The organism is Pseudidiomarina planktonica, from assembly GCF_900177775.1.
Taxonomy (GTDB): domain Bacteria; phylum Pseudomonadota; class Gammaproteobacteria; order Enterobacterales; family Alteromonadaceae; genus Pseudidiomarina; species Pseudidiomarina planktonica.
Genome location: NZ_FXWH01000001.1, coordinates 1,812,297 through 1,833,841 on the forward strand (window position 1 = coordinate 1,812,297; position 21,545 = coordinate 1,833,841).

Below are 21,545 nucleotides of genomic sequence, written 5' to 3' on the forward strand. Positions count from 1 at the left end.
CAGGTATTACATGCTGTCTTCAATGAAATCCAACACTTCCAGACCGAAGCCTGAAAGCGCGGTATAACGCTTCGGCGCACTCATCAGATGCATTTTATGCACCCCTAAATCGGCCAAAATTTGCGAGCCGATACCGACATTACGAGATGCATTTGAAGCTGACGCTGTTGGTGCGCGTTCGCCCTGATCTTCCAGCTCGAAACTCTTAACCATGTTAATGATGTCATCAGCCGATTGCTGACGCCCAATCAACACTAACACCCCACCTTCTTTGCCCAGATACTGCATAGCGTGCGGTAATGGCCAGCTGCGTTTACCAGCGCGTTCGGTGGCAAACAAGTCGTTGAAGGTATCTTGCAAATGAACGCGAACCGTTACTGGTTGCTCAGGATTGATTTCACCGTTAACCAGGGCATAGTGCACTTGCTGGTTAATGGTGTCCTGATAAGTAACAAGCTCAAATTCACCGTAGGAGGTTGGCAACTGACACTGCGCTACCCGGCGAACGGTTTTTTCTTTCAGCGAACGATATTCGATTAAGTCGGCAATAGTGCCGATTTTCAAATCATGCTCGGCAGCAAATTTTTCCAAATCAGGACGTCGCGCCATGGTGCCGTCTTCGTTCAAAATTTCCACGATAACAGCGGCAGGCTCAAACCCGGCTAAACGGCTTAAATCACAACCAGCTTCGGTATGGCCGGCACGGTTTAATACGCCACCAGACTTAGCCTTCAAAGGAAACACATGCCCAGGCATAACCAAGTCTTCTGGCTTGGCCTGTGCAGCTACTGCAGCTTGCACAGTAACCGACCGATCGGCTGCAGAAATACCGGTAGTAACGCCTTTAGCGGCTTCAATAGAAACCGTGAAGTTGGTGGCGTAAGGTGCATTGTTGCGATCCACCATCAGCGGTAATTTCAGTTGCTGACAACGCTCTTCGGTTAAGGTTAAGCAAATTAACCCACGCCCGTAGCGCGCCATAAAGTTAATAGCATCCGGAGTGACGCAATCGGCGGCAAGAATCAAATCACCTTCATTTTCGCGATCTTCGTCATCCATCAGAATGACCATTTTGCCTTGCTTAATGTCAGCAATAATTTCTTCGGTGGTATTCAGCCCTACTGCTTTAGCCATAACTTTAATTTTCACCTTTTTTGGTGGCAATAATACGAATATCATCGCCAACACAACGTACGTCTATCAAGTTCAAACTTGGAACCTGATGCATGGATTCAAATACAGGTAGTGACAACAAACCTTGCGCAGCACTACCCATGAGCTTAGGCGCTAAGTATAAAATGAGTTCATCTACTAAATCTGCTTGCCAGAAGCTACCCGCCAGAGACTTTCCGCACTCTAACCAGACATTATTAATTTCGCGTTTACCTAATTCAGCCATCAGTGCTGCCAAATCAAAGCTACCGTCTGCTGTAAATGAGGCTGTTATAACCTCGCAGTTCGACGGCCATGATTGCTTGGTATCAACGTGGCTACGAACTAATAACACCGGCGCCTGCTCCTGAAAAAATGGGTGGCCAGGGTCTAATTCATTATGCTTATCTAAAATTACGCGTAACGGTTGCTGCTGCGCGCTGTCATGCCGCGCAGTTAATCGCGCGTTGTCGCGGATAACGCTGGTGGCACTGGAAACTACAGCCTGACTTAACGCGCGCCAGCGATGTACGTCGCTTCGCGCTTCAGCGCCGGTAATCCACTGGCTTTCACCGTTCTGTAAAGCGGTAGCGCCATCGAGTGAGCTAGCCAGCTTTAGGCGAACCCAGGGGCGCCCATTGCGCATGCGCATACAAAAACCAAGGTTCACCCGCTCTGCTAAGGGTTCCATCAGGCCTGTTTCTACCTGAATTCCCGCTTTACGCAAACGTTCAATACCCTGCCCGGCCACTTGCGGATTAGGGTCCTGCATAGCAATCACCACGCGCCCAACCTCAGCAGCAATCAGTGCATCAGCACAAGGTGGAGTACGACCAAAGTGACTACAAGGTTCAAGTGTTACGTATGCGGTCGCCCCTTTCAGCTGTGAACGATTTTCACTGCGAATAGAATCAATTGCATTAATTTCCGCATGTGGCGTGCCAGCTCGCAGGTGAAACCCTTCACCGATAACCTTTCCGGCGGCAACAATAACGCATCCTACACAAGGATTGGGTGCGGCGCTGAAGCGACCTTGCTCGGCCAAATCAAGAGCGCGCTGCATAAATTCATAATCTACCGAAGTAAATGAGGATGTCATCTCAGTTGATTATTTCCCAACAGTTTAGTCATTCAAGCGGGCTATTTCTTCGCCAAACTCACGAATGTCTTCAAATGCCCGGTATACCGAGGCAAACCGAATGTAGGCAACTTTATCGATAGACTTCAGGTTTTCCATCACCAGATTACCAACTTCATGACTACTAATTTCGCGTTCACCAGTAGCCCGTAAGCTGGATTTTATGTTGTGAATGGCCTGTTCCATAACTTCTAAGCTAACCGGCCGCTTTTCCAACGCCCGTAGCAGTCCATTACGCAATTTATCTTCGTTGAACGGCTCACGCGAGCCGTCCGACTTGATTACTCTGGGCATTACCAGTTCCGCCGTTTCAAAGGTAGTGAAACGCTCGCGGCATTGATTACACTCGCGCCGACGGCGCACAGAGGCGCCATCAGCAACTAAGCGTGAGTCAATAACCTTGGTATCCTGAATACCGCAAAACGGACAATGCATTTTAGTTACCTGTTAACCGTAAACCGGAAATCTTTTGCACAGTGCTTTTACGGCTTCACGCACCTGCTCAATAACCTGTTCGTCGTTAATGTTATCTAACACGTCACAAATCCAGTGACCAACCTGCTTCGCTTCGGCATCTTTAAAGCCGCGACGGGTAATAGCCGGGGTACCCAAACGTAACCCTGAAGTTACAAAAGGTGAGCGCGGATCGTTTGGCACTGAGTTCTTGTTCACCGTAATAAAGGCACGGCCAAGTGCAGCATCGGCGTCTTTACCGGTAATGTCTTTATCAATCAAATCAACCAGGAACAAATGGTTCTTGGTACCGCCAGACACGATTTTGTAACCGCGTTCCTGCAACACTTCAACCATGGCATTGGCGTTATTCAGCACTTGTTGCTGATACGCTTTAAATTCAGGTTCCAGCGCTTCTTTGAATGCAACAGCCTTGGCAGCAATCACGTGACACAATGGTCCACCTTGATTACCAGGAAATACCGCGCTGTTTAATTTCTTGTGTAGCTTTTCGTCGTCTTTGCCTGACAAAATCAAACCACTACGCGGACCGGCCAAGGTTTTGTGAGTGGTGGTAGTTACCACATCGGCAATTGGCACCGGGTTCGGATACAAACCGGCAGCTACCAAACCAGCTACGTGGGCCATATCTACTAAAAAGTAAGCGCCTACTTCATCAGCGATATCGCGGAATTTCTGCCAGTCAACCACGCCAGAATAAGCCGAGAACCCGGCTACAATCAGCTTAGGTTTATGTTCACGCGCCAGCGCAGCTACTTCTTCGTAGTCAATTTCACCGGTTTCTTCGCTCAACCCATACTGCACAGCATTGTATAATTTGCCGGAGAAGTTCACCGACGAGCCGTGAGTTAAATGGCCGCCGTCATTCAGGCTCATACCTAGCACAGTATCGCCCGCTTCCATCAACGCCATAAAGGCAGCTGAGTTCGCTTGTGAACCAGCGTGTGGCTGAACGTTAGCAAACTTAGCCCCAAACAATTGCTTGGCACGTTCAATGGCCAGATCTTCCACCACGTCAACAAACTCACAACCGCCGTAGTAGCGCTTGTGCGGATAACCTTCGGCGTATTTATTCGTTAACTGAGAGCCCTGTGCTTCCAGCACTCGTGGGCTGGTATAGTTTTCAGAAGCAATAAGTTCAATATGCTCTTCCTGACGCTCTACTTCCTGCGTCATTGCCTGCCATAGGTCAGCATCATAATCAGCAATGTTCATGTCTCGTTTTAACATCAGGGCTCCTACTTCTTTCACGGAATAATTTAAGAACCGCTATTTTAACCTGAAAATAGCGTAACTGCCTACCTTGTCGCCCGATTAGCCCAAGTGAAACGTATTTGCGCTTTATTTGACGCATTCTGCGCTTGGGTCGCGGCGCAATCCACAGTAAACTTAGCACTAAATACGTTGTTTAAGAGGATTCCAAGTCGCATGGCGCAATATATTTATTCAATGTCGCGGGTGAGCAAGGTAGTACCACCTAAGCGTACCATCTTAAAAGATATTTCACTGTCCTTTTTCCCCGGTGCAAAAATTGGCGTGCTTGGCCTAAACGGTTCAGGTAAATCAACTTTACTGCGGATTATGGCCGGTATTGATAAAGACATTGACGGCGAAGCTCGGGCCTTGTCTGGCATCGAAATAGGTTACCTACCACAGGAACCAGTATTGGACGAAAACGCCACTGTGCGCGACGTAGTTGAAGAAGCTGTTGCCGATGTAAAACATGCACTCACCCGGTTGGATGAAGTGTACGCCGCTTATGCCGACGAAAATGCTGATTTTGATGCCTTAGCCAAAGAACAAGGCCAACTGGAAGCGATTATCCAGGCCAAAGACGGCCACAACCTGGACAATATTCTTGATCGTGCCGCCGATGCACTGCGCTTACCAGAATGGGGTGCGCAAGTTAAAACCTTATCTGGTGGTGAGCGTCGCCGGGTAGCTATTTGCCGCCTGCTGCTAAGCAAGCCCGATATGTTGCTGCTGGATGAACCAACCAACCACCTTGATGCTGAATCTGTGGCCTGGCTTGAACGCTTCCTGCACAACTATGAAGGCACTGTGGTTGCCATTACCCACGACCGTTATTTCTTAGACAACGTTGCCGGTTGGATTCTGGAACTTGACCGTGGCTACGGTATTCCGTGGGAAGGTAACTACTCATCCTGGCTGGAGCAGAAAGAGAAACGTCTGGAACAAGAAGAAAAACGCGAGCAAGGCCGCCAGCGCAGCATTAAACAAGAATTGGAGTGGGTGCGCACTAACCCGAAAGGCCGTCAGGCCAAAAGCAAGGCACGTATGTCACGCTTTGAAGAGCTGCAAAACAGCGATTACCAAAAGCGTAATGAAACCAACGAACTGTTCATTCCACCCGGCCCGCGCCTTGGTGACAAAGTGCTGGAAGTGGAAAACCTGCGTAAGTCTTATGACAACCGCCTACTCATTGACGACTTAACCTTCAAGGTTCCGAAAGGCGCTATTGTTGGCATTATTGGCCCGAACGGTGCAGGTAAATCAACACTGTTCCGCATGATTACCGGACAGGAACAGCCAGATTCAGGTTCTATTACTTTGGGTGAAACCGTTGAGTTGGCAAGCGTAGATCAGTTCCGCGACAGCATGAACGACCGCAACACCGTATGGCAGGAAGTTTCTGAAGGAAACGATATTTTACGTATCGGTAACTTTGAAATTCAAAGTCGTGCTTACGTTGGCCGATTTAACTTCAAAGGCAATGACCAGCAGAAGTTTATTGGTGATTTGTCTGGCGGTGAACGTAACCGGGTGCATTTAGCAAAACTACTGAAAGCCGGCGGCAACTTGCTGTTATTGGATGAGCCGACCAACGATTTGGACGTCGAGACACTGCGGGCACTGGAAGAGGCATTGCTTGAATTTCCGGGCTCAGCCATGATTATTTCGCACGACCGCTGGTTCCTTGACCGCGTAGCCACTCACATTCTGGATTATCGTGATGACGGTAATGTGACCTTCTACGAGGGTAACTACACTGATTACGAAGCTTATATGAAGCAGACCTTCGGTGAAGATGCGATGGAACCGCATCGTGTACGTTACAAGCCTATTAACTAATAACTTTTGCTTATTGGGAGCAAATAAAAAGCAGCGGTTCTGCCTGGCAGACCGCTGCTTTTTTGTGAGCATGATTTACCGGCTTGATTAAATCGCTTCCAAAGCCTCCGGCAAGCTTTTAACCGCCACAACTTCCATGCCGGCAATAGCTTCTTTTGGTCGATTCGCATGTGGCACTATAGCGCGGGTAAAACCGTGCTTCGCAGCTTCTTTTAAGCGCGCCAGCCCATTGGGTACCGGCCGGATTTCACCTGCCAGACCAACTTCACCAAACACAATCAAGTCGCGTGGCAGCACGCGTTCCCGAAAGCTCGACACAATCGCCATTAACAAGGCTAAATCCGAAGCAGTTTCGGTAACACGCACGCCGCCTACTACGTTTACAAATACGTCCTGATCGGACATATGCAAACCGCCGTGACGGTGCAGCACCGCCAGCAACAAGGCCAACCGCATGGTGTCGGTACCTACTGCTACCCGCCTTGGATTGGCTAAATGTGAATGATCTACCAACGCCTGAATTTCCACCAACAAAGGCCGGGTGCCTTCCCACACCACCATCACCACTGAGCCATTGCCATGTTGCTCGGCGCGCTGCAGGAAAATAGCCGATGGGTTAGTGACCTCTTTTAAGCCTTCGCCAGTCATGGCGAATACGCCAAGCTCGTTGGCAGCACCAAAACGGTTTTTACTGCCACGTAAGGTGCGAAAGCGCGAGTCGGTGTCGCCTTCCAGCAAGATGGAGCAGTCAATACAGTGCTCAAGCACTTTAGGGCCAGCCAAACTGCCGTCTTTAGTCACATGCCCTACCAAAATAATGGCGACATTGTTTTGTTTGGCATAGCGCGTCAGGTAAGCCGCAGTTTCGCGCACCTGCGCAACACTGCCGGGGGCCGACTGTATATCGCTTAAATGCATAACCTGAATGGAGTCAATAACCATAATGGCCGGCTTTTCTTTGTCAGCCAGCTGGCAAATGGTTTCAATAGAGGTTTCCGCCAACATCCGCAGCTTGTCGGTTGGTAACCCTAACCGCTGGGCACGCATGGCTACCTGTTGCAGTGATTCTTCGCCCGTTACATACAGTGCATTCATGCGCGTGGCTAAATGGCACATGGTTTGTAGCAGTAAGGTGCTTTTACCTGCGCCTGGTGAACCACCAATCAAAATAGCTGAGCCCGGCACCACCCCGCCGCCAAGCACCCGATCAAGCTCGGTATAACCGCTACTAAAGCGGGGGACATCCTGTAAATCGACTTCCGCCAGAGTTTGCACCTGCGCTTGCGTAGAACCGCTGTAACCCTGTCGATCGTGCTGACGCGAGTTTGCCGGCGCTAACCGAACTTCGGTAATAGTATTCCAGGCTTTACACTCTGAACATTGCCCCAACCAGCGTGGAAAATCGGCGCCACAGTCCTGGCACACGTAGGCAGTTTTGGCTTTAGCCACTTATAGCTCCTCGGTTTACACTTTACATTCGCCGCATAAAATACGACATTACCTGTGTTAAAAGACTAATCGGCTCCATAATTATTACAACAACAGCGCCGCGCAAGGATACATATGTTCGATAAAGAACATTACCTAGAATTGATTGAGCAGTTAAAACCTATAGTTAACGAACCTGAGTTCGCGGACATCTTCGCGCAACTGACAGCGGACGAAGACGGCCCAACCAAGTTACAGCTCAAAATGGAATTACGGCGCTTAGTTACGCCTTGTAACCGCAGCATAGACATGCGCTCTGAGGTTATCTACGACTGTGTTCCCGTGCCACATAATGGCCGCATTCACTATCTTGATCAACGTGCTTTAGTCATTTTTGAAAATGGCCTGTCATTGTATCAAGGCGTGTTTACTCAAGACACCTACGAACAAATTCAGCGTTTACTTAGCCAGAGCAATGCCGATAGTGCTGCTCTTGGTGCCGCCAATATTGCCGCCAGTCATTCCCATATTCACGTGCCGGCATTTAAACTGGCCGGCTATGCCCAGCGCAATGAAGAGCGCATGAACTTTGTGAGTGAAGTAAAAGTCATTCCCGTTGAAGGCAGCGAGTTTGAAGCTTCCACTACCGACCTATCGGTACAGGGCATGCGCATAAAAGTTCCCAGCAAGTCAGCTGTTAACCTTACTCCCGGCGCTGAGGTTGCTTTGCGGTTTACCGGCTTAGCGCAAAAATTCACTATTGATCAGCGACTTCGAATTCCTTACATAGTAATCGACAGCACTCGCGAATCCGATCAGGTGACTTACCTGAAGTTACGTCGCAAAGCTGATTTCGAATCCGAAAGTTTTGATACCTTTCTATTGGGTTTCATTAACGGACATAAAAAGCGCTATAAAATTAACCTTGATAATACTCTGGCAGCGCTGGTGGCAAAAGGTCATGAGCAGTTTTTTATGCCCCGGTTAAACGCCTTACCGCTATTTTTCAAGCGCGTTGAACAACGAATGTTCACTGACATGGTGCTGCAAACGGATAACAACAAGCACATTATTAATAGCTGGCTGGACGAGAACAATCAGACCGTTATTGGTGGTTTATTCACTGGCCGCCGACTTACCGCTGTACTGAAACAACCACAAGACGAGAAACAGCTAGTTATTTACAGCTTTTCGGTAACTGCCCGGGGAAAAGTGTACTTTTACTCCGCCTCGGCGGCAGAACTTGAGCAAACTGGTTTGCGTGAAGCATTTATTAGCTTTGGTCGCACCAAGGACAGTTGGCGCGTGTACCAACTAAACCTCACCAAAGCCGATAAATCAAAATTATGGTTGCCGTTATCAGTACCGGACACAGCGGTTACTAACGTTATGCGTCCGCCGTCGCCGCGCGTGATGAAGCGTTTGGAAGGAATTAGTCATGTGGGGCAACTGCTGGACGTGACCAGTGAGGCGACCCCTGAGCTTGAAGCCAAAACGGTGAAACGTCAGGAAGCGCAGCGACTAAAACAGTTTGCTCATACCCAGAAGCTGTCGTACAAAACGCAAATAGTCACGCTTGAATTCGTGAATTTGCGCAAAGAAAGTCGCTTCAATTATCGCACCCCAGCCAAATTTAACTGGCAAGGGCGAAACTATTATGGGGTAACGGTCGATTTTTCCGTATCTGGGTTACAACTGGAGATTGAAGACACCACCTCTGTTCCACTGGACGCTGAGCTTAAACTGGATTTGACTGAATTGAATCGCCACCGCAAACACGCCAACCTGCTGAATCTAAATTACCAGGTGGTTGGCCGCAGTGAAGACGGCTCCATTTTAAACCTTCGTGCCGTAGGCGCCCAAACCGAACACCCGGGAGCGCGCTTTTTTCATTCGTTAATTGAAAAGAACCGCGAAGAACTGCGTATTTCCCGTGAGAAAAATCAACTGCATGGTATTGAACTGTGCTTGCGCAACCTATCCTGTGCTTCGCAAATGAGTTTGCCGATGTTTGTGCACCGCCCCCGCGGTCAGCTTACCCAAATAGGTCAGGTTGGTTACAGTGCGCACAGCGGACTTATTGCGAAGTTACTGGCCCAACAAGCCACTAAAGCTCATCACTTTGATTTAAGTTTGTTGTTTAATAATCAGGAATGGAATGATGTGCTCGTTGCCAAGCTCGAGCAGCTGCAGCGTGACGATAGCCCTGCGCAGGCCTATCTTGCACTTGATTTTACCGAGCAGAATAAGCGTATTGAAATCAGCCATCAGTGGCAGCAAGCCACTGAACTCAGTTTTGCTGTAGAAGAAACGCCATCAACGGCAACCGTAGTGCGCCAGATCCTGCGCTTTAATCTATCGCGAACGGGGCGTCCTGACATGGAGTTCATTCAACGCGAACTGAATTACGTAGCCAACTATGCTAGCCACAAAGCCAGCGACTTAGAAGCTATGTTGTGGAGTGTCTCCGGGGTTATCGATGTACAGGATATTACCCCGGCGGTAGCCGCCATGGAGACCTCAGTTGAAGACTACACGGCGAAACAAGAGCTACTGGCGCAGTGGTTGGCCGAACCGCTCAACGAGTTGGTGTTTTAAAACCATTAAATCGGCAGGTTTCACAATCAGATCTGCATAGGGGTAAAGTGTCGGCTTGGCATGAAAAGCAACCCCTAAGCCAGCGGCTTGAAGCATAGGTATATCGTTAGCTCCGTCACCAACCGCAATGACTTGCTCCGCTGGGATAGACCATTGTGAAGCCAGACGAACTAAGTGCGATGCTTTCGCCTGAGCATCTACCAGCGGTGGTATTACGACACCGGTTAGTTGGTTGTTTTCAACTTCCAGCCTATTGGCCACTGCCGCATCCAACCCAAGTTCTTGCTGCACCCGCTCAGCAAACCAGGTAAAACCACCTGAAATGACAGCGGTTTTCCAACCTAACTGCTGAAACCAGCGCACTAATTCGAATGCCCCGGTAGTAAAAGGAATTGGTTCAAATATCTGCGTCAGGGCCGTTTCAGGAACACCAGCTAGTACTGCAACACGCTGTAACAAACTTTGCCCGAAATCAATTTCACCACGCATGGCAGCCGCTGTTATCGCGCTTACTTCAGGCTTGCAGCCGGCTAAATCCGCTATTTCGTCAATACATTCAATAGTGATAAGGGTTGAATCCATATCGAAGACAACCAAGCCCGGTTTGTGCAGATTCACCATCAATTCCCTCGATTCGATATTGCAAAAAGGAAGCTCGCCAGCGTATAGTGACGCCATGAAAATATCCTCTGCTGAGCTTATTAACTTCTTTCGAATAGTCTACCGCCGACTTCGGCGTTTTGCTATTGGGGCGGTGCTGATACTGGTAATAGCCCATGTCTGGCACAGCACCACGCAGCAGAGTAGACAGCAGTTAACCTTACATACTCAGCAACTAGCCCGCATGGCCGTGCAACAAGCCGCTTACTCAGCCACTCACTGGCTGGTTCAGCAAAATACCGAAGCATTGCGGGAAGTTGCCGAGAACCTACACCAGCAACCAGGCATTCTTAGCGCCTCAATACAAAATCAGTATGGTCAGCAACTGGCGGTAGCCGGTGAAATAACGTCGGTAATAGGTTGGCAGGAACGTAATGAGACTGAGCAACCGCTCGCCATGGTCAGTGAGCTTACTATTGATGATAATCTGATTGGCTATTTGCACGTGGTGTTTGATTATCAGCAACTGTTGCGGCAGCCAGAGCAAACCCATCTGTTTTTAACCCAGCGAGGCCGCGCCTTGTTGTTTTTAGCTGTTATTGCGGGCGTGTTACTGATGGCTGGCTTTAACCGAATTCGTTATAAAAAAACCACACCCTGACTAGCTACTCTCAGATATTGAAAATGCCCGGGTAAAACCGCTTAAAGCAGTCTTCGGTGTTACGCCAAAGCGCACTTCTTACTTCGCTTTCAGGCTCTGCCCGCAATTCCAGCAATACCTCAAAAACTTTGCGACAGCGCGCTGGCTCATTGCGTTGCCCCTGATAACCAGCCAACGGCATATCCGGTGCATCGGTTTCCAGCACTAACGCCGACAGCGGTAACTCACTCACCACCGCGCGTGTTTTTTGCGCCCGGGTGTAAGTAATAGTGCCGCCAATACCCAGCTTAAACCCCAGCTCAACATAGCTCTCGGCCTGTTGCATGCTGCCACTGAAAGCATGGATTATTCCACCAGTATCCGGCAGTTTATCCCGTACCTTCTTTATCATCGGCACCATTTCGTCCAAGGTTTTACGGTGATGCAAAATTACTGGTCGTTCAAATTTTGCAGCTAAATCTAGTTGCTGTTCAAAGAGCTGACGTTGTTTATCAGCATGATCGATAGTGGCATCTAAACCTATTTCGCCAACCACTAACTGTGGCTTATCAGCAAGTTGCTGCGCCAGCCAGTCACCATCGTCCATGCTGTGGTTTTCAATAAAATAAGGGTGTAGGCCAACGCCAGTAATAAGGGTATCAGGATACTTCGCTTGCACCGCATTCACCGCGCTTTGCTGCTCACGGCTAGTTCCGGGCACCATAATGGCTGTTACACCCGCATGCTGTGCCCGCTCAACCACCGCATCCCGATCCTGATCAAAAGCCTCAAAATCGAGATGGCAGTGGGTATCGAACAGCGGCAGCATACCTATTAGTGCTCGCGGGTATGGTGGAACTCAATCTCAGGGTAACGCTCAATAGCAAGATTCAAATTCACCATAGTAGGGGCAATATAGGCCAAGTTGTCACCGCCATCTAAAGCCAGATTACTCTCAGCTTTAAGACGGAACTCATCCAGCTTGCGCTCACTGTCACAGGTTACCCAACGCGCTGTAGCTACATTAATATTCTCGTAGATAGCATCCACGTTATATTCCGAGCGAAGTCGATGTACGACCACATCAAACTGCAGCACACCCACGGCGCCAACAATCAGATCGTTATTGCTAAGCGGGCGGAAAACCTGCACTGCGCCTTCTTCCGAAAGCTGTACCAGCCCTTTCAGCAGTTGCTTCTGCTTGAGCGGATCTTTCAAACGAATACGGCGGAACATTTCCGGTGCAAAGTTTGGAATACCACTGAACTTAAATGACTCACCACCAGTGAAGGTGTCGCCAATTTGAATGGTTCCGTGGTTATGCAAACCAATAATGTCGCCCGGCCATGCTTCATCTACATGTTCGCGGTCACCGGCCAAAAAGGTTAAGGCATCGGCAATACGTACGTCTTTGTTAATACGTACCTGCCGCATCTTCATGCCTTTCTCGTATTTGCCCGACACGATACGCATAAAGGCAATACGGTCCCGGTGTCTTGGGTCCATATTAGCCTGAATTTTAAACACGAACCCAGAGAACTCCGGCTCACTGGCAACGACCTGGCGGCCCTGATCAGTTTCGCGCGGTAATGGCTTAGGTGCCCAGTCAACCAGGCCGTCCAACATATGGTCAACGCCAAAGTTACCCAGTGCCGTACCAAAATACACCGGCGTCAGTTCGCCAGCCATAAAGAGCTCGTGATCAAACTCGTTTGAAGCCCCACGAACCAGTTCAATTTCTTCGCGCAAATCATCAGCATAACTGCCAATGCGCTTATCTAACTCAGGATTATTTAAGCCATCAATAACATCTATGTCCTGAATCTTGTGGCCCTGACCGCTTTTATACAAAATTATCTGGTCGTCTTTCAGGTGATACACGCCTTTGAAGTTCTTTCCTGAGCCAATTGGCCAGGTAATAGGCGCACACATAATGTTTAGAATACGTTCAACTTCATCAAGCAACTCCAAAGGATCGCGAATATCACGATCGAGTTTGTTCATGAAGGTAATAATAGGGGTGTCACGAAGTCGGGTAACTTCCATCAGCTTGATGGTTCTGTCTTCCACACCTTTGGCGCCATCAATAACCATCAGGCAGGAATCCACTGCGGTTAGTGTCCGGTAGGTGTCTTCAGAAAAATCTTCGTGGCCGGGTGTGTCCAGCAAGTTCACCAGAGCATCACGATAGGGAAACTGCATCACCGAGGTTGTTACCGATATGCCCCGCTCTTTTTCCATTTCCATCCAGTCAGATTTTGCATGCTGACCAGATTTCTTTCCTTTTACGGTACCAGCCTTCTGAATTTGCTTACCTAGCAACAGTACTTTTTCAGTGATGGTTGTTTTACCAGCATCCGGGTGCGAGATAATAGCAAAGGTTCTTCGGCAATTGATTTCGTTCAGTTTTTTCTCGTCTGTCATGTCGCTTTCTTAATTGTCTCTATCACGGTGGACACATTATGTGAGGTGAGTCGTTTTGCTCGCGTATTTTATCGGACGCATTGTACAGGGATGGTACTATCATCTCGACTAAAAATCACTTACCAGCGATAGGCTAACGCCCGCTGTGAGTAGCGATATTTACAGATCTAAGCGGAATATTAGTGCATCTTCGCGGGTATCGCCGGCGGGATAATAATCACGGCGCCGACCAACTTGAACAAAGCCCTGACTCTGATACAGCATAATCGCGTTGGTATTGGATTGCCGCACTTCCAGCCACATAGTGTTGATTTGCGCTTGTCGGGCACGTGCGAAAAGGTGTTGTAGCAACTGTTTAGCGTAGCCCTGCCCTTGATTCACAGTAGCTACCGCAACGTTCATAATAGTGAGTTCATCAGCAACCGGTTGAGCAATCACGTAACCCGCTATACTGTCATTCAAAATCAGTACCGAACGCCAATATTGTTGGCTGTTACAAGAGTCAAATACTGCTCGCGTCCAGGGGAATTCATGCACCTGACATTCAATGGCAAACGCCTCGTCGGCTAATAGGGGGTCGCTCTGAATGAACATGATTAGTCGGTGCTTGGCTGACTGCTACTAGTGTACGTGTATAGATGACGCCATAGCTGTTGTTTCAAATCATTCGCGGGAAACACACCTGAGCCACCGCGGAGATCAACAAGGTTCGCGTTGTCCCAATGGGATGCGGCTCGCTCGTTAAGCGCTACCAGCGATTCATCACTAGCAGTAACTAAGTCATCAAGCCAGCTCGGTTTGGTTACCATTACCGGCTCAGCAAATACCAGCAACAGCTTACCCAAGCGGTAATAACAGGCAGCACTAGTATCTACTTGTTCGCGCAACTGCCAGTTTGGTATACCAAGGCGACCTAGCGCTGTGCGTTGCTGAACCGACAACATGTGATTTCTCCAAGTTTAAATTACTGTTGTAACTATGCGTATGGCTGGAGGATAACACAAGAAAATTCAGGAAGTTGGCAGGGGCAGAGGGATTCGAACCCCCAACCGTCGGTTTTGGAGACCGCTGTTCTACCAATTGGAACTATGCCCCTGCAAAGTAGCCTCCGAATTATACTGAGGGCTTGGTGTCAGGCAAGCCTTTTATGAGCACAACGCTCTTGAATGCCGCTTTTTTAGCCACTTCAGTGTTCATTTAGCTCTTCGTTAATTTCACTAAGCATCTCTTCCAACTGATAATCATCTAACTGAAAATGATTTAACACTGCGTCTTGCACGCTTAACCATTCTTGTCGGCCCGCTTCCTGACGTTCTTGTTGGTCCGCAATGTAACGACCTATTTTCACCACTCCCAGCAAGTCGAGGCCTAATGCATCTAAATCATCAGACTCAAAGATACCCTCTTCCTCGTGCAGGTAGTAAATGACTTCCACTAGTAACTTAGGTAATCGCCATTGCTGAGCCAATAACGCACCAACTGTGGTATGAGTAGTCTGGTAGCGCTCTCGTTCTTCTTTTAGTAATTGATCCCAGCTTTCGTCCTGAGAACGCTCAAAAATAGTGTCGTAGTCGTCAAATGCTGCCAACATGACCGGAATACCCGCGCCCTGGAAAAGGCCCAGCATATATACATGGTCACGCAATGGATTCTTGCCAAGCCGCTCAGCCACTAGCACAGAAGCTGCAGCTACACGTTCGTTGTAATCCCAGAAATTTTCTAATAGCGCATGATTGCTAAGAGCCGATTTCAGGGCTACCGCCCGCACAATCGGGAACACGCGCCGAAAGCCCAGTGTCATTACGGCTTGCTGAATCGACTCTATTTCGCGTACCCGACGAAATGCAGCTGAATTCACGACCTGCAACACCGCCGCTGAAATCCCCATATCAGCGGCAATGGCCTCAGCCACAACGGACACATCAGGTTCATCCTTCTTCGCCTCGGCACTAATTTTTAACAGCGTTTCAGGTCGTGGCGGAATACTTACCGATTGCAGCAACTGCTTTTCTGCCTTTGTAATAACAATCGCCATATACCCTAACCCTCGTCCGTTATCATGCTATTATTGTCAATAGAGCTTCTGTTCATTATGCCATCAGTTTACAAGCAAACTTGGCCTATGACAGTATTAAACATTAAGTAATTTGTCGAGCAAAGGATAAGCCATTATTGTGCAGGTAACCTTTATTAGTGCTGTGCGGTTAAGCGCTCAGGTTAGTCTGTGCCTTCTGCTCTTTGTGTTTGCTGGCAGTACAACCGCACAACAGCGTAATGCTGAACAAGATCCTGAAAAAGTAACGGTTACTATTACCGGACTCAACGATGAGCAACGCAGTAACCTGTTACCGATGCTGAGCATTTATTCGTTGCACCAGCAAGCTGCGCCGCGCCCATTTCGATTACGCTACTTACATCGTCAAGCACCAACTGAAATACAAACCGCATTGCAGCCGCTCGGTTATTACCATGCTGAAATTCAAAGCAGCTTAGAGCGTAATAACGGTAGTTGGCAGGCAAATTACCAAGTTACTCCAGGCCAGCCAACCCGGGTTGATGCCATTGATATTACCCGGGAGGGTGACGCCGCTAATGATGCTGCTTTCGCCGCTCTGATTAATCAGTTACCACTAAAACGTGGTGATATTTTTCGCCACGACCGCTACGAACAAATGAAGAGTCAGTTACGCGCTCTGGCTGCTGAGCGCGGCTATTATGAAGCCAGACTGACTACTCAACGTGCGAAAGTGGAATTAACCAATAAGACTGCTCAAATAGAACTCACGCTTAATTCTGGAGCCCGTTACAGCTTTGGCCCCGTTGAATTTTCAGAAACGCCGCTGCGCAATAGTTTGCTCGAGCGCTACCTGAACTTTAGTCAAGGCGATCCTTTTACCAATCGTCAACTACTTGATTTACAGGTTGCTTTGGCAGACAGCGATTACTTTTCCGGGGTAGAGGTTGCGCCACAATATAGCGCGGCCGAGCAGCAGCAAATTCCAATTCAAGTCGATTTAATACCAAATTCACGATTGCGTTACCGTTTGGGTTTAGGCTACGGAACCGATACTGGTGCCCGAATTACTTTAGGCCACGACCGGCGCTGGGTAAATGACCGTGGGCATCAGCTCAATGGCGTAGTGCAGCTTTCTGAAGTTCGCACTACCGGGCGCATCAACTATTTGATACCTGGGCTTAACCCTGCCACTGATCATTACTCTATCAATGGCGAAGTATCTGACAAATCATATGAGCAACAGCGCGCGCAGATTTATCGATTTGGCGTTAGCGACCTACGTCAGTTCAGCAACTGGCAGCGTACCTACGCGTTAGACTGGCAACGAGAGGACTTCCGCTACGGCGATAACCTCGAAGGTAGCTCCCGTTTCCTTATCCCAAGCGTAAGTTGGACCCTACTTCAGGCTGATGACCGCTTCGTTTCGGCCGAGGGATACCGGGTTTCATTAACGCTAAAAGGCGGTAGTGATTCCGGCCTGTCTGACACTGATTTTGCAAGTGTCATTGCCTCGGGCAAATACGTTCAACCGTTGTCGGAAAAATGGCGGGTGCTCGCCCGCGCCGAGTTAGCCGCAACTTATGTTAAAGATTTCGCTGAGCTATCACCGTCGTTGCGTTTCTTCGCTGGCGGCGACAATAGTGTGCGAGGCTATGCTTATGAACAATTAGGCCCGGAAGACGCTGATGGCGTGGTAACCGGTGGACGTTATTTAGCTGTAGGTAGCTTAGAGTTTGATTACGAATTTAAACCCAACTGGCGTGTTGCGCTCTTTACTGACATTGGTAACGCAATGATCGAACCTTCAGGGCCTTTAAAGCAGTCCGTTGGCATAGGTATCCGCTGGGTATCGCCAATTGGATCGGTGCGACTTGATGTGGCACAAGCCATTGACGAACCAGACAAGCCCTGGCGTTTAAGCTTTACACTTGGTCCTGACTTATGAACATATATAAGTTACTAGCGACCATTATTCTGCTCATTTTTGTTGGCATTCCCCTGCTGCTTTGGGGGTTAGTGGCGACCGAATCAGGTAGTCGCTTTGTTGCCAGTACTGCAATTGATTATTTGCCCACCGATGTAGTTGACCTACGTTACGAGCAGCTCAATGGCACCTTAATTGATAGCTTTGAGATTCGTGATCTAACGATTACCACCGGCGGTCAAAACATCACCATTAAGAGCCTACAACTATCCTGGCGGCCACTGGCCTTGCTCGATGGGTCAGTGCACTTAACTAAGCTAACCCTGATAGAGCCCCACCTACAACTGGCTGCGTCTTCGAGCGAAGAACCGCCGCAACAAAGCCCCGTGTTGCCTGATATTCGTTTACCTCTGCAACTAACTGTAGATAAATTGCGCATTACCTCAGCCCGGCTGTCGAATAATGATGGTTTAAACCAAGAACTAGCTTCCCTGGTAGCTTCAATAAACTATCGGAACAGTGACCTAGCGCTTAGTCAGCTGCAACTGCAGTACCAGGACATTGCCAAGCTCAATAGCGGCTCGATCCGCGTGACCACAACGAAGAATTACCCTTTAAAGGCTAAGCTAGATTGGCAACTAAATGTATCCGAGTTGCAAAGTATTAACGGTACTACTTCAGTTGAAGGCGATGCCACTAAGGTGACTGTCGCAAACCAGCTGGATATAAATAACCAACGTCTTGAGTTGGCAGCCACCCTAACCGAATTGCTGCAAGCACCCGCGTTTGACGCTTCTCTGCGTATGCAGCAAGTGGATGTAGCACAACTCTTTACCAGCTCGCCCAGCGAGCAACTTCCAGACGATTTAACTGGTGTTGTGCAAGCCTCAGGTTCACTCGAGCAGATGCTGGTTGAGCTTGACCTTGCGGCTCAGGTACCCGAACTCGATAGCGTACAGCTTGTCGGAACACTTGATTTAACTGAAACCCAGTTGGTGGTTAAACAACTAGAAGTAACTCAAAGCAAAGACGGTGAAGAAAACCGTCTTTCGTTGCAGGGTGATATTAACAAGTGGGCTTCTGCAAACCCAGAGCTGACTATTTCAGCGCAATGGGATGACCTATCCTACCCTGCGGTAATTGCTGATGCGGCATCTCAAATGGGTACTCTGGAAGTGTCCGGTACCTTGGATAGCTACCAGGTTAATTTAAACCATCAACTCAACTATCAGAGCTACTCCTTTGACCACAGCCTGCGCGGTACGGGCAGCTCGTCGGCCTTTACTATAGCCAGCTCTGAACTCGTGGGTGAACAGGGACAACTTATAAATGAAGCCAGTGTAGACTGGTCTGATGGACTCGAGGCTAGTGTTTTAATTAACAAGGCCTCGCTGCAGCTAGCAGAATTAAACTTCAATGCTAAGGGCAGCGCCAGTTATCGCGAAGATGTGCTGAATATAACGAATTTCGAGATTACCGGTCCGGATAGCCAACTAACAGTCAATGGTACCCTCGGTCGTGATCAGGCCATTAACTGGCAGGGTCGCATTGCTAATCTGGAAACCTACAGCGCTGTGTTACCAGGACAAAATATAGCCGGCTCCATTGCTGCCAAAGGTACGCTTAGCGGTGACATACAAGCACTGAAGTTCGATGTAGAAAGCGCCGCAAATGACATAACCTACGGGGCACTTGATTTTGAACAAATGGCGCTACAACTTGGCGGTGGTTTTTCCGAAAACGTTCTAACGGTAAACCTAACCAAGTTCTCGTTTTCTGAAGCAGCTTTAGGTAACTGGCAGTTGGATCAGCCAACTAACATTGAAGTTCCGGTTCAGGATATTCTGGCACTGAGTTTCGATGACTTCTGTTTGCAGGCGTCGGCGAGCTCATTATGTCTGCAACAACGTATTGTTGAAGAACAAAGTCGTTCGTTAAACCGACTCGAGGTAGTAGCAGACCAATTTCCTCTTAGTATCATTTCAGACTTGTTACGCGAGTACCCGGCCCGGTTCTTTGGAGCCGTGGACGCAGAGGCATGGCTTACGTTAAACACCAAAGATAATTCCTTTGTTGCCAGTGAGGGATATTTAAAATCCACTAATGCCAAAGTTGCATTGGAAACCCAGAATCAGCGCGTTTCCTTTAAAGACATAGCCGCTAACTGGACCGCTGACGAAAAAAATATAATAGCGGATCTAAAAATTCTTCCAGCCGCCATTGCGGGAGATCTCGCGGGTAATGTCCGTATAACTGACTGGCAGAACACTGGCGCATTAAATGGCAACATCACTGCGAACTTTAGTGACCTTGCCCTGTTTCAGATAGTAATTCCGCAGATGAGTTATGAATCCGGCTCACTTACCACCGATATTGATATTGGCGGTACCATTGACACCCCTGAGTTCCTTGGCAAATTGGAATTGTCAGCGTCACAGCTTGGCTTTACCCAATTAGGCTTGTTATTAACAGAGCTTAGTCTGGATATTGAAAATGACAGTACTAACTTGTCGGTATTTACCGTAAAAGGTGCCGCTCAATCCAGTCAAGGTGCAGCACAAATAACCGGCCAGATAAGCCCCTTCCAACCAGGCTTTGATTTACAAGTTGAAGGGGAAAATTTTCGCGTCGTAGATACCCCAAAACTGACGTTGGACATGAGTCCAAATGTGAGTGCCTACTTTGTTGATAATCAACTTACGGTGCGCGGAGAATTAACCATTCCATACGCCCGAATTGAGCAACCTGAGCTTGAAAGCACTGTATCCAAGTCCGCTGACGTAGAGATTTATAGTGCTGGGGAACGCGTGACTACAGATGCCGAAACACCGATTCCATTGGATGCAAAAATTCGTATTTCTTTGGGCGATGACGTACGCGTTAAAGCGTTCGGCTTTGACGGCCGCCTTACCGGCAGCCTGCAAGTAACAGATGACGGTAAACGACCAACCACGGCTTCTGGTAACATTGCGGTGGCCCGGGGTTTATACGAAATTTACGGACAAGAACTTGATATTGAAAGAGGCGCATTAATTTATACTGGCGGTGTAATAAGTAACCCTGGTCTGGATTTGCGGGTACAGCGTGAATTCACTGCCGGTGCGTTCAGCGATAGTGTTCAAGTAGGTGCGCAAGTAGGTGGCACTTTAACAGCACCCTCACTACGTTTATTTTCTAACCCTGCCATGCCAGATAGCCAGATCCTTTCTTATCTCATTCTTGGTCGTGGTCCGGCAACAGCATCCGGAACCGATGAGAATCTGCAATTGCAGGCGGCTATGTTACTTGGTAGCCAGGGCGTAGACTTTCTCGGGAAAGATCTGAAAGATGCTTTCTCTATTGATGAAATCGGCATTGATTCAGGCGACGATTTAAACACCAGCTCTTTCTTCATTGGCAAGCACTTGAGTCCGCGCCTGTACGTGAAATACGGTATTGGCCTGCTAGAGCCTATTAATACTTTCTTTCTACGCTACCAATTAACTGAGCAGCTACAGCTCGAGTCCACTTCAAGTACTGAAGCTCAGGGCGGCGATTTAATCTACGTAATAGAAAAAGACTAACCTCTTCTTCTCCCGTTAAACTTTCCTGCGGCTGGTATAGCCTGCGATCTCGTAGCCTGCGGTTCTACCGCAGGTGAGGTGTTGCCGCATAAACATCATTACGCTACGAAGAGGGATGCTCCCGGCAGGCTCAGCCCTGACGTGGAACGTCAGGCTACACCACGTAGCCTGCGGTTCTACCGCAGGTGAGGTGTTGCCCCATAAACATCATTACGCTACGAAGAGGGATGCTCCCGGCAGGCTCAGCCCTGACGTGGAACGTCAGGCTACACCACGTAGCCTGCGGTTTTACCGCAGGTGAGATGGTGCTGTATCGAAATAGCTATGTTACGAAGATGGGTGCTACCGGCAGGCCCGGCCCTGACGTGGAACGTCAGGCTACATTGCAGGCCCGAATTTCAGGCATAAAAAAACCCCGACCATCAGGTCGGGGCTTTCTCAATTAGAAGTCTGGCGGTGTCCTACTCTCACATGGGGAAACCCCACACTACCAT

General features: G+C 48.8%; 16 protein-coding genes and 1 tRNA gene. 5 read left to right on the top strand and 12 right to left on the bottom strand.

The window, feature by feature from the left end:
• Positions 1-6: 6 nt before the first annotated feature.
• The 4 genes from ribBA to glyA are packed head-to-tail and all read right to left on the bottom strand — an operon-like array spanning position 7 to position 3,994.
• Positions 7-1,134: a bifunctional 3,4-dihydroxy-2-butanone-4-phosphate synthase/GTP cyclohydrolase II gene (gene ribBA, locus CCE91_RS08635; RefSeq protein ID WP_086434764.1), complete on the bottom strand. Its 1,128-nt coding sequence runs from the start codon at positions 1,132-1,134 to the stop codon at positions 7-9.
• Between the two features lie 4 nt (positions 1,135-1,138).
• A complete protein-coding gene (gene ribD, locus CCE91_RS08640; protein WP_086434765.1) occupies positions 1,139-2,251 on the bottom strand; it encodes a bifunctional diaminohydroxyphosphoribosylaminopyrimidine deaminase/5-amino-6-(5-phosphoribosylamino)uracil reductase RibD in 1,113 nt (370 codons plus the stop codon).
• A 24-nt stretch (positions 2,252-2,275) separates the two neighbouring features.
• A complete protein-coding gene (gene nrdR, locus CCE91_RS08645; protein WP_086434766.1) occupies positions 2,276-2,725 on the bottom strand; it encodes a transcriptional regulator NrdR in 450 nt (149 codons plus the stop codon).
• A 12-nt stretch (positions 2,726-2,737) separates the two neighbouring features.
• Positions 2,738-3,994 carry a serine hydroxymethyltransferase gene (glyA, locus tag CCE91_RS08650; protein WP_086434767.1) on the bottom strand — a complete coding sequence of 419 codons (1,257 nt, stop codon included), beginning with the start codon at positions 3,992-3,994 and terminating at the stop codon, positions 2,738-2,740.
• Positions 3,995-4,192: 198 nt separating this feature from the next.
• On the opposite strand from glyA, the gene ettA reads away from it, so the two are divergent.
• On the top strand, positions 4,193-5,857 hold the full coding sequence (ettA, locus tag CCE91_RS08655) for an energy-dependent translational throttle protein EttA (protein WP_086434768.1): 1,665 nt from the start codon (positions 4,193-4,195) through the stop codon (positions 5,855-5,857).
• 87 nt (positions 5,858-5,944) lie between these two features.
• Here ettA and radA read toward each other — a convergent pair whose 3' ends face one another.
• Complete coding sequence (gene radA, locus CCE91_RS08660; RefSeq protein ID WP_086434769.1) at positions 5,945-7,306, bottom strand: DNA repair protein RadA; 1,362 nt, start codon at positions 7,304-7,306, stop codon at positions 5,945-5,947.
• A 114-nt stretch (positions 7,307-7,420) separates the two neighbouring features.
• On the opposite strand from radA, the gene CCE91_RS08665 reads away from it, so the two are divergent.
• Entirely contained in the window at positions 7,421-9,883 is a 2,463-nt protein-coding gene (locus CCE91_RS08665; protein WP_086434770.1) for a PilZ domain-containing protein, read from the top strand.
• On the opposite strand, the gene serB is transcribed toward CCE91_RS08665, so the two are convergent.
• A complete protein-coding gene (gene serB, locus CCE91_RS08670; protein WP_234996290.1) occupies positions 9,836-10,561 on the bottom strand; it encodes a phosphoserine phosphatase SerB in 726 nt (241 codons plus the stop codon). The genes CCE91_RS08665 and serB overlap by 48 nt on opposite strands.
• On the opposite strand from serB, the gene CCE91_RS08675 reads away from it, so the two are divergent.
• Complete coding sequence (locus tag CCE91_RS08675) at positions 10,560-11,144, top strand: AhpA/YtjB family protein (RefSeq protein WP_086434772.1); 585 nt, start codon at positions 10,560-10,562, stop codon at positions 11,142-11,144. The genes serB and CCE91_RS08675 overlap by 2 nt on opposite strands.
• 10 nt (positions 11,145-11,154) lie before the next feature.
• Here the strand turns inward: CCE91_RS08675 and CCE91_RS08680 are convergent, their stop codons facing one another.
• The 6 genes from CCE91_RS08680 to CCE91_RS08705 all read right to left on the bottom strand — a co-directional run bounded on the left by CCE91_RS08680 (position 11,155) and on the right by CCE91_RS08705 (position 15,582).
• Entirely contained in the window at positions 11,155-11,952 is a 798-nt protein-coding gene (locus CCE91_RS08680) for a TatD family hydrolase (protein WP_086434773.1), read from the bottom strand.
• Between the two features lie 5 nt (positions 11,953-11,957).
• On the bottom strand, positions 11,958-13,547 hold the full coding sequence (prfC, locus tag CCE91_RS08685; RefSeq protein WP_086434774.1) for a peptide chain release factor 3: 1,590 nt from the start codon (positions 13,545-13,547) through the stop codon (positions 11,958-11,960).
• A gap of 159 nt (positions 13,548-13,706) precedes the next feature.
• The gene (rimI, locus tag CCE91_RS08690) at positions 13,707-14,141 is read right to left on the bottom strand and encodes a ribosomal protein S18-alanine N-acetyltransferase (protein WP_086434775.1); all 435 of its coding nucleotides are present in this window, start codon (positions 14,139-14,141) and stop codon (positions 13,707-13,709) included.
• A gap of 2 nt (positions 14,142-14,143) precedes the next feature.
• Positions 14,144-14,491: a hypothetical protein gene (locus CCE91_RS08695; RefSeq protein ID WP_086434776.1), complete on the bottom strand. Its 348-nt coding sequence runs from the start codon at positions 14,489-14,491 to the stop codon at positions 14,144-14,146.
• Between the two features lie 75 nt (positions 14,492-14,566).
• A tRNA-Trp gene (locus CCE91_RS08700) sits at positions 14,567-14,643 on the bottom strand.
• 90 nt (positions 14,644-14,733) lie between these two features.
• On the bottom strand, positions 14,734-15,582 hold the full coding sequence (locus CCE91_RS08705) for an HDOD domain-containing protein (RefSeq protein ID WP_086434777.1): 849 nt from the start codon (positions 15,580-15,582) through the stop codon (positions 14,734-14,736).
• A 139-nt stretch (positions 15,583-15,721) separates the two neighbouring features.
• Here CCE91_RS08705 and CCE91_RS08710 point away from each other — a divergent pair, with 139 nt between their 5' ends.
• The gene (locus tag CCE91_RS08710) at positions 15,722-17,509 is read left to right on the top strand and encodes an autotransporter assembly complex protein TamA (protein ID WP_234996291.1); all 1,788 of its coding nucleotides are present in this window, start codon (positions 15,722-15,724) and stop codon (positions 17,507-17,509) included.
• On the top strand, positions 17,506-21,051 hold the full coding sequence (locus tag CCE91_RS08715) for a translocation/assembly module TamB domain-containing protein (RefSeq protein ID WP_086434778.1): 3,546 nt from the start codon (positions 17,506-17,508) through the stop codon (positions 21,049-21,051). Before CCE91_RS08710 ends, CCE91_RS08715 begins: the two co-directional genes overlap by 4 nt.
• The last annotated feature ends 494 nt before the right edge of the window (positions 21,052-21,545 follow it).

Bases quoted from the DNA above. Each gene is read 5' to 3' on its own strand.
- rimI (WP_086434775.1), bottom strand. From the start codon at position 14,141: ATGTTCATTCAGAGCGACCCCCTATTAGCCGACGAGGCGTTTGCCATT.
- CCE91_RS08715 (WP_086434778.1), top strand. From the start codon at position 17,506: ATGAACATATATAAGTTACTAGCGACCATTATTCTGCTCATTTTTGTT.
- prfC (WP_086434774.1), bottom strand. From the start codon at position 13,547: ATGACAGACGAGAAAAAACTGAACGAAATCAATTGCCGAAGAACCTTT.
- CCE91_RS08665 (WP_086434770.1), top strand. From the start codon at position 7,421: ATGTTCGATAAAGAACATTACCTAGAATTGATTGAGCAGTTAAAACCT.
- CCE91_RS08675 (WP_086434772.1), top strand. From the start codon at position 10,560: ATGAAAATATCCTCTGCTGAGCTTATTAACTTCTTTCGAATAGTCTAC.
- ribBA (WP_086434764.1), bottom strand. From the start codon at position 1,134: ATGGCTAAAGCAGTAGGGCTGAATACCACCGAAGAAATTATTGCTGAC.
- CCE91_RS08695 (WP_086434776.1), bottom strand. From the start codon at position 14,491: ATGTTGTCGGTTCAGCAACGCACAGCGCTAGGTCGCCTTGGTATACCA.
- ribD (WP_086434765.1), bottom strand. From the start codon at position 2,251: ATGACATCCTCATTTACTTCGGTAGATTATGAATTTATGCAGCGCGCT.
- CCE91_RS08705 (WP_086434777.1), bottom strand. From the start codon at position 15,582: ATGGCGATTGTTATTACAAAGGCAGAAAAGCAGTTGCTGCAATCGGTA.
- glyA (WP_086434767.1), bottom strand. From the start codon at position 3,994: ATGTTAAAACGAGACATGAACATTGCTGATTATGATGCTGACCTATGG.
- CCE91_RS08680 (WP_086434773.1), bottom strand. From the start codon at position 11,952: ATGCTGCCGCTGTTCGATACCCACTGCCATCTCGATTTTGAGGCTTTT.
- serB (WP_234996290.1), bottom strand. From the start codon at position 10,561: ATGGCGTCACTATACGCTGGCGAGCTTCCTTTTTGCAATATCGAATCG.
- ettA (WP_086434768.1), top strand. From the start codon at position 4,193: ATGGCGCAATATATTTATTCAATGTCGCGGGTGAGCAAGGTAGTACCA.
- nrdR (WP_086434766.1), bottom strand. From the start codon at position 2,725: ATGCATTGTCCGTTTTGCGGTATTCAGGATACCAAGGTTATTGACTCA.